The sequence below is a fragment of the Pseudomonas sp. C321 genome (assembly GCF_055407105.1).
On the sequence record NZ_JBUZRB010000004.1, the window covers coordinates 336,887 to 348,943 of the forward strand.

The window sequence follows — 12,057 nt, forward strand, 5'->3', positions numbered from 1 at the left end:
ACGCGATTCAGCATGGCGCAGGCGTCAGGCGCAGGCCGGTCTTTTTCAGGATGCGGCTGCTCACCAGCATCTCATCGGCGGTACAGGCATCCCCCAGCAAAAAACGCAGGTGTTCTCGGTAGCTGTCGATTTCTTCGCGGCTGCGGCCGTGAACCATGGCGAACAGGTTGTAGCGCCAATCGGTGCGCCGTGGCCGCCGATAGCAGTGGCTGACAAAGGGCTGGGCGCCGATCAACTCACCGAGGCGCGGCATCTGCTCATCGGTCACGTCCCAGACGGTCATGCCGTTATGGCGATAGCCGATGCGGTAATGGTTGGGTACCGCCGCGATTCGCCGGATCGCCCCTTCGCCTTGCAGGCGCTTGAGCAGGTCGAGGGTGGATTCGACGCTGATGTCCAACTGTTCGGCGAGCCAGGCCCAGGGATCTTCCAGTAACGGCAGGCCGGTCTCGGTCAATTGGATCAAGCGTTGCGCCAGGGTTTCGTCAAACCGGGAAATATAGACCGACATGATAGGTTTGCTCCTTGGGCAGGTTGAGGACCTCCAGCCCGGTGATGGTTTCGATATGCGACAAGGTCTCGGCCAGGTCCTTGGCCGTGCTGCATGCCAGCACGAACCACATGTTCCAGGGGTGCTCTCGGCGGTAGTTGTGGGCCACTTGCGGCAGTTCATTGAGCTGGGCGGCCACCTGCTCGAAGCGAGGTTCTGGCACCGCCAGCGCGGCGAGGGTGAAGGCTCCGCCGAGACGCTCGATGTCGAACATCGGCCCAAAGCGGGTGAGCACACCGTCTTCCAGCAACAGGTGGACGCGGTCGAGCAATTCGTCCGGTGTGCTGTGCAGTTCCTCGGCCACGACTTGCCAGGGATGACGCACCAGCGGCAGCCCCAGTTGCAGACGATTGATTAACAGCCGGTCGAGGTCATCCATGGGCTCATACCTGTGACGTGGGTGGTGCAAAACGCCCGCCGCATTGTTTGAACGCTTGAGTGGTGAACAGCAGTTGATGGGGCAAGTCGCCCAGCAATTGCTCTTTCAACATGGCCTGGATGTGCGCTTTAACCGCTTCGCGTTCCCGACCGTGGACCATGCAGAACAGGTTGTAGCGCCAGTGGGGCAGGCGTCTGGGACGCTGGTAACACAGGGCAACACCCGCTGCACGGCCCAGGCGTTGGCCGATTTCATCGATCAGCGCATCAGGTACGTCAAGCACCAGCATGGCGTTGGCGACAAAGCCCAAGGCGCGGTGGTTGAGCACCAGGCCGACCCGGCGAAACAGGCCTTGCTCGTGCCATTGCTGTACCTGCTGCAACACCTGATCCTGATTGGCACCGATCCGTTCAGCGAGGTCCTGATAGGGCCGGGAAACCCTGGGCAAACCTCGCTCCAGGCATTGGCGCAGGTCGAGTTGTTGTTCTTGGTTGAGCGGGGTAATCACGAGTGGACTCCCAGGGAAAATCCCAGGTCGATACGGTAGGCGCTGAGCATGGGCAGATCGAGGGGAGTAAGACCGGTGTCTTTTTCCAGCTCGTCGAGGACCTGTTCCAGGTGCTGGCGGTTAGGCCCGGTCAGTACGAACCACAGGTTGTAGTGATGCTCGCGGGCATAGTTGTGGTTGACCTCCGGGTACTGGCTGATTCGCGCTGCCACCTGTTCCAGGCGCTCGGCGGGTACCGCCAGGGCGGCCAGGGTGCTGGCGCCAGCGCGGGTGTGATCGAACACTGGCCCGATGCGCGACAGGGCTCCCGCCAGTTTCAGGCGTTGCAGGCAGGCCATGACCTCGGCCTCGCTGCAATCCAGGCTCTGGGCCATCTCCCGGTAGGGTTCGGCGCACAGCGGCATGTTGTGTTGATAGCGGTCGATCAGGCGACTGCTGAGTTCATCCAATTCCATCTTTAATACCCCATTTTTTGTGCGCGACTGCTGAAGAAAATTCCACTGGGACTGTCTGCTGGCAGGGTCTTGAGCAAGGTCAGACGATAGGAGTCCCAGACCTGCACCTGCTGGCCGTCGCGCACGGATAACCACAGTTGCTCGCCGCGCCCGGTGAATTCCATATGCAACACGCCGGGGCCGGGCCGCAGGTCGGCGACTATTTGGTGGGTTTCGCTGTCGAGTATTTGCACTCGGTCATTGTCCGGGTAGGCGAAGTTGACCCACAGTTGGCGGCCATCGGGGCGGGCGGTGACAAAAATCGGCTGGCCAGCCACCGGGATCGCGGCAGTCTGTTGCCAGGTGCGGGCATCCATCACCAGCACCTGATGACGACCCACGGCGGGCACGAACGCCTGGTTGTCGGCCACGGCCCAGCCTTCCAGGTGGGGCATTTTGTAGACCGGCAGCTTTTCCTGGTCTCGGCCGTAGTCGGCCAACACGCGCTTGACCCCGTGCTCCGGGTGCCACAGGTCGAGCTGGGCCATGCCGTCTTCGCCAAACAGCCCGGCCATGTAATAGCGGCCGTCGGCGGTGATCAGTGCGTCATAGGGTTGCTGGCCGATGCCCTCGAAACGGGTGATGGCCGGGGTGTTGCCCTGGCTGAAGTCGGCGCTCCAGATTTCGCCCGTATCAAACAGGCTGAACACAAAGCGCTGGCCCGGCGCATCCACCAGGCCCACCACCCGCGAGCGCTTGCCATCGGCCAGGGGCGTTGCCGGAATATCTGCCACTTGCTGCAAGGTCACGGCATCGAACACCTTGACCCCGCCTGGCTGGTAATTGGACACGGCGATCAAGCGGCCGTCCTGGCTGATGGCGCCGCCGATGCTGTTGCCGCCCTGGATGATGCGTTTATCGATGCGCTGTCCCAGAAGATCAACCTTGGTCAGCCCGCCGTCGCGCCCGAAGATATAGGCGTAGCGCTGGTCCCGTGAGAACACCGCCGAGGCATGGGACAGATCGCCCAGGCCGTCGATGTGTGCCAGGGTGGTTAGCCCACTGCTTTCAATAATTTGCAGGCTGCCCGTGGCGCGTTCCACTACCAAGCCCAGGTCGCCGGAACCGCGCAACGGCGATTGCACACAGGCCGACAACAACAGGCCTGCGGCCATTGAGACAAGCAGTGGACGGATCATGGTGCAGAGGTTCCTTGCAGGAGGCGATCCACCAGCCAGGCAATGTCGTTGCTGCTGAGCAGAGGTGCCCAACCGGGCATCGCAAGGGCAGGGCGACCGTAGGTCACGGTGGCAATCAATGAGTCGCGGGTTTGCCCGGCCAAGGCCTGGCGAGTCAGGGCTGGGCCCAGGCCACCGGTCAGGTGCAGGCCGTGGCAGGCGCCACAGTCCTGGGCCAGCAGGTGTTTCAGCTGGACTTGGCGTGACGGCGCCGGCGCTCCATGCACCGGCGCAGGAATAATGAGGAAGAGCAACGCCATTGCCGAACCGATCATCGATGTTTTCATGGCGTGCTCCTTGTGTTTATTTCAGGGTCAATACCCACTGGGCCAAAATCAGGGCTTCGTCATCCGTCACCGGATTGGCCGGCATTGGAATCGGGCCCCAGTTGCCCTGGGTGCCGTTCTTGATGCGGCTGGCCAGGGTGGTGGCAGCGTCCTTGACGCCGGCGTTCTTCGCAGCGACTTCCTTGAGCGCTGGCCCCACCATCTTGGCGTCGATGGTGTGGCAGGCCGCGCAGGGTTTGCTCTTGAACAGTGCCGCGCCATCCTGGGCGAATGCGGATGGCAGGCTCAGCGCAGCGCTGAGGGCACACAGAGCAAGCAGGATATTTTTCATTGGGTTGCCTCTTGTTGATGAAGCTCAATAAATGTCGAATTGGGTGTTGTAGACATTGAATTTTCCAGTCGGCGTAATCAGGCGCTTGTCCTTGATCACGTTCTTGAGCTTCAAGGTCTTGTCATCGATCACTACCAGCGCCGATTCCTCTTCCTGGCCGCTCCATACCGAGAACCACACTTCATCGCCGGCCTTGTTGTATTCCGGTTGCACCACGCGCATTGCGCCTTGCTTGATCCCTGACCACTCGGCAATCGGCAGCACGGTGTAGCCAGCGTCCAGATTGTCGATATTGAACACGGCGACCGACTGGCTGAGCTTGGTGTCCGGGTTCAGGGTGGTGTCGACGTACAGGTGTCGCGAGTTGGGATGGGTCTTGATAAACAGCGAGCCGCCGCCCTGGCCCTTGAGCGAGACCACCTGTTTCCAGGCGTACTGGGCGTGCTTGATCGGGTCGGTGCCGATCACCGAGATGCCACCGTCACCCAGGTGGCTGGTGGCCCAGACTGGACCGTATTGCGGGTGGATAAAGTTGGCGCCACGGCCGGGGTGCGGGGTCTTGCCGACGTCCACCAGGGCGGTGAGCTTGCGCTCCCTGGAGTCGATCACCGCAACCTTGTTGGAGTTGTTCGCCGCCGTCATAAAGTAGCGGTGAGTGCTGTCCCAGCCGCCGTCATGAAGGAACGGTGCGGCGTCGATGGTGGTGATGGTGAGGTTCTTGATGTCCTGGTAATTGACCAGCATCACCTTGCCGGTTTCCTTGATGTTGACAATAAACTCCGGCCATTCATGGGAGGCGATGATCGCCGCTACACGAGGCTCGGGGTGATATTCCTGCTTGTCGACGGTCATGCCACGGGTGGAGACGATCTGCTTGGGCTCCAGGGTTTCGCCGTCCATGATGGTGAACTGCGGCGGCCAGTAGGAACCGGCAATCGCGTATTTGTCTTCATAACCCTTGAACTTGGAGGTCTCTACCGAACGCGCTTCGATGCCCACTTTGATCTCGGCCACCTTGGTCGGCTCGGCGGGCCACAGGTCGATCATGTCGATCTTGGCGTCGCGGCCGATCACCAGCAGGTAGCGCCCCGAGGCGGATATCCGCGAGATGTGCACGGCGTAGCCAGTGTTGATCAGCTTGACGATTTTCTTGCTGTCGCCATCGATCAGGGCGATTTTGCCGTCGTCGCGCAGGGTCACGGAGAACAGGTTTTCCAGGTTCAGCGTGTTGAGTTGTTTCTTCGGGCGGTCTTCGGGCTTGACCAGTACTTTCCAGGTCTTGAGGGTTTCGGCCATGCCCCATTCCGGCGGTGTCGGCGCGGTGTGCTGGATGAAGCTGGCCATGCTGGTGATCTGCGCCTTGGTCAGCGCATTGGAGGTGCCCCAGTTCGGCATGCCGGCGGGGGAGCCGTAGGCGATCAACGCTTCCAGATAAGCCTGGCCCCTGGCCTGGGTGATGTCCGGAGTCAGTGGCTTGCCGGTGGCGCCCTTGCGCAACACACCATGGCAACCGGCACAGCGCTCAAAGTAAATCTGTTTTGAAGCGTCGAACTCGGCCTGGCTCAAATCCGGCGCGCCGGGGCTTTTGACCATGGGCATGGCAGCCGCCGGTTGCGCGGCGAAAGCGTGCGTCGAAAGGGCCAGGGCCAATGCGCAACTCAGGTTGGCTAGGCTCAGGGCGAAAGGTTTTCTGTTGCGAGTCAGCATTCCATATCTCCTCAGGCAAGACCTTTGCGATGCCCGGCGACGGCAGGGTAGAGCGCAGGTTCTTAGTGCCATAGGAGACTATGACGAGGGGGGTGATTGCTCGCTTGACGGCGATCAAGTTTGCTTGGCGTACGGCTTGCCAGGTTGTCGCAGGCGCCCGTAGCGTGGCCCTCAAACCCGCGTCGATCCAAGGTGTGCGATGACTCTCCCCGAACCGCTTGAACCCTTCTACCAACCGCTGAACAACGAACAGGTCCTGTTCGAACACGCCTGGCGCCACGGCATGCCGGTGCTGATCAAGGGCCCCACTGGCTGCGGCAAGACCCGCTTTGTCCAATATATGGCCCACCGGCTGAAACTGCCGCTGTACACGGTCGCTTGCCACGACGACCTTAGCGCCGCCGACCTGATCGGCCGCCACCTGATTGGTGCCCAGGGCACCTGGTGGCAGGACGGCCCGCTGACCCGCGCCGTGCGCGAAGGCGGCATTTGCTACCTCGACGAGGTGGTAGAGGCTCGGCAGGACACCGCAGTGGTCCTGCACCCGGTGGCCGATGATCGCCGCGAGCTGTTCCTGGAACGCACCGGCGAAGTGCTCAAGGCACCGCCCTCGTTCATGTTGGTGGTGTCTTATAACCCCGGTTACCAGAACCTGCTCAAGGGCATGAAACCCAGTACGCGGCAGCGGTTTGTGGCGATGCGCTTTGGTTATCCGGCAACGTTGGAAGAGGAGCGGATTGTGGCGCGTGAGGCTGGCGTGGATACCGCGCTGGCTGCCCAGGTGGTCAAGTTGGGTCAGGCATTGCGTCGCCTTGATCAACATGATCTGGAAGAAGTCGCGTCCACCCGCTTGCTGATTTTCACTGCGCGCCTGATCGCCGCCGGGATGAACCCCCGCGAGGCCTGCATGGCCTGCCTGGCGGAATCCTTGAGTGATGATCCGCAGACCGTGGCCGCGCTGATGGATGTGGTTGATGTCCACTTCGCCTGAGGCCACGGTCCAGCGGCTGCCGGGGGATTTGGCGATGTGGTTTTTCATCCTCGCTGAGCTGTCGGTGTTTGCCATTCTGATCCTGGCGTTTGCCGTGACCCAGGTGCTGCGGCCCGAGGTGTTTGCCGAGGGGCGAGGGCAGTTGGATGCCTCTACCGGGCTGGCGATGACCTTGAGTTTGTTGACGACGGGGTTGTTGGCGGCGTTGGCGCAGCAGCAGGTTCGCCAGGGGCGCTCGCGCCTGGCTGGCGGGTTGTTGGTCCTTGGTTTGCTGGTGGCCGGTGTTTATGTGGGGATCAAGCTCGGTGAGTACGGGCACTTGGTTTCTGTTGGACTTGGGTTGGAATACAGCACTTTTTTCACGCTGTATTGGATTTTGACTGGGTTTCATTTTTTGCATGTGTTGTTGGGGATGGTGATGTTGGGCTGGATGGCGCTGGGCTGTTGGCGCAGGGCTTATCCGGCGGGGCGGCAGACAGGGTTCGAGTCTGGCGTGCTGTATTGGCACATGGTGGATTTGGTATGGGTGGTGCTGTTTCCGTTGGTGTATGTGATTCGTTGAGGTGGCGATGTCTGTTTCTCAGCTGGTGATTGTTTGCTGGGCCGCGCTAGTGGTCCTCAGTGTGGGAACTGTGATGCTGGGTGCGCCGGGGCTATGGGAGATGGTGCTGGTGTTGGCGGTGGCCAAGGCCTGGGTGATTGCTGACGGGTTTATGGAACTGCGGCATGCGCCGGGATTGTGGCGGGGGCTGTTGTTGGGGTGGCCAGTGGTGTTGGTGGGGGTGATTGCGCTGACGCGGTTTTAAGGCCGCCTGCGAGCTAATGCGGGAATCGTGCAGCCTTATGACCCGAAACTTGCTCTTGCCCGGTGAGGCTCAAGACGGTATCTACGCCCATTCCTTCTTTCGAAGATGCGTAGATACCTGTGGTTGTTGCAGGGATTACCCCGTCAGAAAGTGTACTCAACCACCCCCATTACCGATGTCTGCAACCTACGCTCGACAATCGGGCTCTTGCCTGCGTCATTGGACAAATACTGCACATCCAGCAGGGTGGAAAATTGGGTGTGGTCGTTGATGGGCAGGCTCCAACTCAGGTTCATGCCTCGGCTGACCAACCCGCCCTTGGCGTCATAAGCGCGAAAGCGGCTTTGTGCGGCTTGCCCGGTGGTGACGCCGTACCAGGTCTGCACGTAATTGCCGTCACCAAACCGACTGTTGAGGCTGGCGTCCACGGTGCCGTAGTCGCCGTCATACAGGTTGGTGCCGATGCTTAGTTCCAGGCTGGTAAAGGCTTTGCCGGCGTCTTTTTTATCGTCCCCCTCCAGCGCATGTTCCAGGGTCGCGCCGAGGATCACCGAGCCCAGGGTATAGTTGGCGCTGAGGCCCAGTTGCGCCCGTGACTTGATCTCGCCCATGCCCTTGAGTCGGTCAGAGCCGGCATGACCGCTTTTCTTTTTATCCTTGCGCCCGGCACTGGGGCCCACGTAGGCGCTGAAGCTGGCGTTTTCCCCTTCATATCCCCAGCCCAGGCCCTTGTCGGTGCTGAGGAAAATCCCCCAGGGGCTGACGATTTCACCTCCCAGCAGCGGCGTGGTCACGCGTTCGTTACTGCCGCTGTAGCGGGGCAGGTTGGCGACACCACCTTTGAGACTGTATTGCCAGTCTTCGGCCAGTGAGGTCTGGGCGCCGGTGGCCAGGCACAGTGAGGTCAGGGACAGGTAGATCGTTTTCGAACGCATGATGGCCTTCGTTTTGGGTTAGAGGTTCAAGGGGTTGTGGGGTGTGTCGGTGCGCTTGAAGTGGTAGCCGGAGGCGCTCAGGCCATAGCCGTTACCGGCGAGCACGGCATGGGCGTTGTCCACCGGCAGCAGGATGTAGTCGGTCAAGGGCTGGTCGTGCAGTTGGCCGCGAATCACCAGAAAGCCTTCTTCCAGGCGCACGCTGATGCCACTGAGCGGTGCGTCGGGTTCATGGGTGCTGAGCACCTGATAGGTGCCGATGGTGTTGGCCCAGGCGCCGGTCAGCGGCGTCGGTTCAATGCGTTCGCCCACGGGCACGAGCTGGCCGTGGCTGCGGCCGGTACGCGGCGATGATCAAGGCCGCCGGCGGGCGCCTGGCAATCAGCCGGGCACATGGCCTCGCCACTCTGGGCCTGGAGCATCAGGCGCAGGGTTTGGGTGGTGAGGGTGGCGACCATGTCTTCGGCGTTGCTGTCGTTGCTCATGACGATCACCGCCAATTGCTGGTCCGGCAGCATCGTCAACTGGGCGGCGAAGTCGTCGCTTGCGCCGCTGTGCTGGAAGGTTCGCACCCCGGCGCTGACCGGTTCGTCGCCACAGGGCGCGAGAAACCAGGCCAGACCGATCTGGCAGTCGAAATCCAGGGCGTTGCCGGTGTTTTGCTGGCTGAGCATCTCGTTGATTGATGCACTGCTCAGCAGCCGTTTGTCTTTGTAGGTGCCTTGGGCGAACAGCATCTGCACGTAATGACTGAGGTCCTTGGGGCTGGCCCACAAGCCGCTGGCGGCGAGGTCGCGCACCTGGGCATCGGGGCTGATGGCGCCATCCTGATAGCCCTGGGCCCGGTACACCTGTTGCGTGGTAGTGCCGACAAAGCTCGATTGCTCCATCTCCAGGGGCTTGAGCAGACTGTGTTGCAGCTGGTTTTCGAAATCCTGACCGGCACTGCGCTCGATGGCCGCGCCCACCAGCGCATAACCCAGGTTGGAATAGGCCACCTGGGTGCCCGGTGGCGTACTCAACCAGACCCCCGAGACGCGCATCGGCATCTGGCTCATGGCGAAGCTGCTGCGCAGGTCCCGCAAGTGTTCGCTGGGCAGCCCGGACTGATGGCTGAGCAAGCGGCGCAAAGTGATGTCGCGGTCGGCGGCGCTCTGGTCGGCATGAAAGCGCGAACGTACGTAGAACTCCTTGAGGGTGTCCTGGATCGGCGCATCGAGGGCCAGCCGCTGTTGCTCCACCAATTGCAACGCAGCGGTAGCGGTGATCAGCTTGGACAGTGGCCCGGCGCGGAACGCCGTGTTCGGCGACACCGGAACGCCCCGCGCTTTGTCGGCAAAGCCGAAGCCACGGGCCCAGATCAGCTCCTGGCCGTTGACCAGGGCAATGGACAGTCCCGGCACGTTATGGCGGGCCATCTCCCAGGGAATGCGGGTTTGCAGGTAACGAATGATCGCTCGGTAGTCGCCCTTGGGGATAGGCGGCGCAGCCGGTGGTTGTCCGTGGCAACCCATACTGCCCAGCAGACAACCCAGCAGCGGAAGACTGCGCAATGTGCGAAACATGGCAAGCACCCAGCAGGTAATTTGGATGCTTGAATGCTAGGGAAGGGGTGTCCAACAGTCTTTGAGAGCTTTGTCGGGAAACTGTCAAAGACTGTTAAGTGAGCGTCTGTGGCATCAACACTTGTTCGTGACTTCGGCGGGGCCTATTGGTCCATTGCTTTCAAGATAGCGTGGGCCGCTTTCACCCGTTCCGCATTCGGGTAGTTCTTGTTCGCCAGGATCACGATGCCGATGCCTTTGCTTGGGACATAAGCCACGTAGGCGCCGAAGCCGCTGGTGGAACCGGTCTTGTTGACCAGCGTGTCTGCCCGAAGGGGCTGCGGTGGTGTCAGCCAGTTGACCTTATGAGGTTCCAGGATCATGGCTGTCGAGTTACCGGCGAGCAAGGCGTCCAGTGTGATCGGGTAGGAGTACATCTCCCAGCCCAGGCCTTGGGTGGTGCCGTCGACGGTATAGAAACCCGTGTGGGTGTTGGCGATGGCCTGCTGTAGCGGTTTTTCCAGATTGGCCGGGTGCATATTCACACCGACGTAGTGGATCAGGTCCGATGGGCTGCTTTTCACGCCATAGGCTTCACTGTCCATCGCGCCAGGGCCGACGCGCACCGGCTTGTCATCCTTGCCATAGCCTTGGGCGTACAGGTTCATCTGCTCCTTGGGCACCGTGATGTAGGTGTGCTTGAGGCCCAGTTTCGGGAGCAGGGTCTGTTCCATCAGCCGGTCGAACGGCTGCCCCAGGCTTTGCGCTGCCAAATAACCGAACAGGCCCAGGCTGGGGTTGGAGTACAGGCGGTGGGTGCCAGGGGCGAAATCGGGCTTCCAGTGCTGGAAGTAGCTGATCATCCGGTCGGCGTTGTCGGCATCGCGAGGAAACTGCAACGGCAGGCCGCCAGCGGTGTAAGTCCCCAGGTTGAGGACGCTGATGTGGTCAAATTTGCTACCGCGCAAGGCTGGCAAGTACTGGCTGGCCGGAGCCGACAGGTTCAGTTTGCCGGTGGCCTGGGCGTACCCTGCCAGGGTCGCGGTGAAGGTTTTGCTGACCGAGCCGATTTCAAACAGGGTGTTTTCGGTCACCGGTTGCTGGCCGTCTTTTGACGCAACGCCGTAGTTAAAGTATTGAGCCTTACCGTTCTGCACGATGGCCACCGACAGGCCAGGGATAGCCTGCTGCCGCATCAGCGGTTCAATGGTGTCATCCACCACCTTGCGCAGATCGGTGGCGGCCATGCAGTTGCCTGCGCCGAGCAATAAGGTGAAGATTGCGACGTTGCGCATTTGAAATAAAGTCTTTTCGTACATGATTGAGTCGCTTCCATGAGGTTGATCTTGAATACTGCTACCTGCGCAGGCGCTGCAAATCTAGGCACTTTTCCCCGGATCGACAAATGATGATATCTAGCGGCAGCCATTAGAAAAATTTGGGGTTAAGTCATGCTTCGTTCTCATCTACCTCTCAATGCCCTGCGAGCCTTTGAAGCCTCGGCACGGCATTTGAGTTTTACCCGCGCGGCCATTGAATTGTGCGTGACTCAGGCGGCGGTTAGCCATCAGGTGAAAAGCCTGGAGGCGCAGCTCAATGTCATTCTGTTCAAGCGCCTACCCCGTGGCCTGATGCTCACCCGAGAAGGCGAAACCCTGTTGCCGGTGCTGCGCGAATCCTTCGACCGTATCGCCCAAACCCTCGGCCAGTTCGAAGGCGGGCATTACCGCGAAGTGTTGACGGTGGGCGCGGTGGGTACCTTCGCCGTGGGCTGGCTGCTGCCGCGCCTGGGGGATTTTCAGGCACGCTACCCGTTTATCGACCTGCGCTTGTCTACCCACAACAACCGCGTCGATGTTGCCGCCGAGGGCCTGGACTACGCGATCCGCTTCGGTGCAGGTGCCTGGCACGGTACCGACGCGGTTGAGTTGCTGGAGGCGCCGCTCACGGTGTTGTGCGTGCCGCAGATCGCTCGGCAATTACACACGCCCGCGGACCTGTTGAAACACACCTTACTGCGTTCTTATCGTGCCGACGAATGGACTCAGTGGTTCCAGGCGGCGGGCTTGCCTGCCGACACGTTAGTGCCTCGTAGCGTCGTCTTCGATTCCTCATTGGCGATGATGGAGGCCGCGCTGCAAGGCGTCGGTGTGGCCCTCGCTCCGGCGATGATGTTTTCCAGGCAACTGGTCACGGATGCGATCCAGCAGCCGTTCGACGTGGGGATCACCACCGGCAGTTACTGGCTGACGCGCTTGCAGTCACGGGCCGAGACGTCGGCGATGCTGGCGTTCAAGGAATGGTTGCAGGAGGTGGTGGAGGCGCCACAATAAGCCCGCTTGCCACA

The 12,057-nt window shown here is 61.1% G+C and carries 14 protein-coding genes and 1 pseudogene; 4 read left to right on the forward strand and 11 right to left on the reverse strand.

What is annotated here, in order from left to right; translation table 11 throughout:
* Window positions 1-7 precede the first annotated feature (7 nt).
* The 8 genes from ahbB (ACZRJ6_RS14270) to ACZRJ6_RS14305 are packed head-to-tail and all read right to left on the reverse strand — an operon-like array spanning window position 8 to window position 5,434.
* Window positions 8-511 (reverse strand): siroheme decarboxylase subunit beta, encoded by a 504-nt coding sequence (gene ahbB, locus ACZRJ6_RS14270; RefSeq protein ID WP_149412375.1) that lies wholly within the window; start codon window positions 509-511, stop codon window positions 8-10.
* Window positions 486-929 (reverse strand): Lrp/AsnC family transcriptional regulator, encoded by a 444-nt coding sequence (locus ACZRJ6_RS14275; protein ID WP_463968659.1) that lies wholly within the window; start codon window positions 927-929, stop codon window positions 486-488. Before ACZRJ6_RS14275 ends, ahbB (ACZRJ6_RS14270) begins: the two co-directional genes overlap by 26 nt.
* Window positions 930-933: 4 nt before the next feature.
* Window positions 934-1,437: a siroheme decarboxylase subunit beta gene (gene ahbB / locus ACZRJ6_RS14280; RefSeq protein ID WP_463968658.1), complete on the reverse strand. Its 504-nt coding sequence runs from the start codon at window positions 1,435-1,437 to the stop codon at window positions 934-936.
* Window positions 1,434-1,892 carry an Lrp/AsnC family transcriptional regulator gene (locus tag ACZRJ6_RS14285; RefSeq protein ID WP_463968657.1) on the reverse strand — a complete coding sequence of 153 codons (459 nt, stop codon included), beginning with the start codon at window positions 1,890-1,892 and terminating at the stop codon, window positions 1,434-1,436. The genes ahbB (ACZRJ6_RS14280) and ACZRJ6_RS14285 overlap by 4 nt, the downstream gene beginning before the upstream one ends.
* 2 nt (window positions 1,893-1,894) lie before the next feature.
* Entirely contained in the window at window positions 1,895-3,070 is a 1,176-nt protein-coding gene (locus tag ACZRJ6_RS14290) for a cytochrome D1 domain-containing protein (RefSeq protein WP_463968656.1), read from the reverse strand.
* Entirely contained in the window at window positions 3,067-3,384 is a 318-nt protein-coding gene (locus ACZRJ6_RS14295) for a c-type cytochrome (RefSeq protein WP_463968875.1), read from the reverse strand. The genes ACZRJ6_RS14290 and ACZRJ6_RS14295 overlap by 4 nt, the downstream gene beginning before the upstream one ends.
* A gap of 28 nt (window positions 3,385-3,412) precedes the next feature.
* Entirely contained in the window at window positions 3,413-3,727 is a 315-nt protein-coding gene (locus tag ACZRJ6_RS14300; RefSeq protein ID WP_463968655.1) for a c-type cytochrome, read from the reverse strand.
* 24 nt (window positions 3,728-3,751) lie between these two features.
* Window positions 3,752-5,434 carry a cytochrome D1 domain-containing protein gene (locus ACZRJ6_RS14305; RefSeq protein WP_463968654.1) on the reverse strand — a complete coding sequence of 561 codons (1,683 nt, stop codon included), beginning with the start codon at window positions 5,432-5,434 and terminating at the stop codon, window positions 3,752-3,754.
* Between the two features lie 199 nt (window positions 5,435-5,633).
* Between ACZRJ6_RS14305 and ACZRJ6_RS14310 the strand changes: the two genes are divergently transcribed.
* From ACZRJ6_RS14310 to ACZRJ6_RS14320, 3 genes are read left to right on the forward strand one after another with little or no spacing between them, the layout of a single operon-like run.
* The gene (locus tag ACZRJ6_RS14310) at window positions 5,634-6,425 is read left to right on the forward strand and encodes an AAA family ATPase (protein WP_463968653.1); all 792 of its coding nucleotides are present in this window, start codon (window positions 5,634-5,636) and stop codon (window positions 6,423-6,425) included.
* Window positions 6,409-6,987 carry a cytochrome c oxidase subunit 3 gene (locus tag ACZRJ6_RS14315; RefSeq protein ID WP_463968652.1) on the forward strand — a complete coding sequence of 193 codons (579 nt, stop codon included), beginning with the start codon at window positions 6,409-6,411 and terminating at the stop codon, window positions 6,985-6,987. Before ACZRJ6_RS14310 ends, ACZRJ6_RS14315 begins: the two co-directional genes overlap by 17 nt.
* A 7-nt stretch (window positions 6,988-6,994) precedes the next feature.
* Window positions 6,995-7,231 carry a cytochrome C oxidase subunit IV family protein gene (locus ACZRJ6_RS14320; RefSeq protein WP_463968651.1) on the forward strand — a complete coding sequence of 79 codons (237 nt, stop codon included), beginning with the start codon at window positions 6,995-6,997 and terminating at the stop codon, window positions 7,229-7,231.
* Between the two features lie 143 nt (window positions 7,232-7,374).
* On the opposite strand, the gene ACZRJ6_RS14325 is transcribed toward ACZRJ6_RS14320, so the two are convergent.
* The 3 genes and pseudogenes from ACZRJ6_RS14325 to ampC form a co-directional block, all read right to left on the reverse strand.
* Window positions 7,375-8,166, reverse strand: a complete 792-nt coding sequence (locus ACZRJ6_RS14325) for a MipA/OmpV family protein (RefSeq protein WP_463968650.1) — start codon at window positions 8,164-8,166, stop codon at window positions 7,375-7,377.
* Window positions 8,167-8,184: 18 nt separating this feature from the next.
* A pseudogene (locus ACZRJ6_RS14330) lies at window positions 8,185-9,731 on the reverse strand (serine hydrolase domain-containing protein).
* A gap of 143 nt (window positions 9,732-9,874) precedes the next feature.
* Window positions 9,875-11,005, reverse strand: a complete 1,131-nt coding sequence (gene ampC / locus ACZRJ6_RS14335) for a class C beta-lactamase (protein ID WP_463968649.1) — start codon at window positions 11,003-11,005, stop codon at window positions 9,875-9,877.
* Between the two features lie 156 nt (window positions 11,006-11,161).
* On the opposite strand from ampC, the gene ACZRJ6_RS14340 reads away from it, so the two are divergent.
* The gene (locus ACZRJ6_RS14340) at window positions 11,162-12,043 is read left to right on the forward strand and encodes a LysR family transcriptional regulator (RefSeq protein WP_463968648.1); all 882 of its coding nucleotides are present in this window, start codon (window positions 11,162-11,164) and stop codon (window positions 12,041-12,043) included.
* Window positions 12,044-12,057 lie beyond the last annotated feature (14 nt).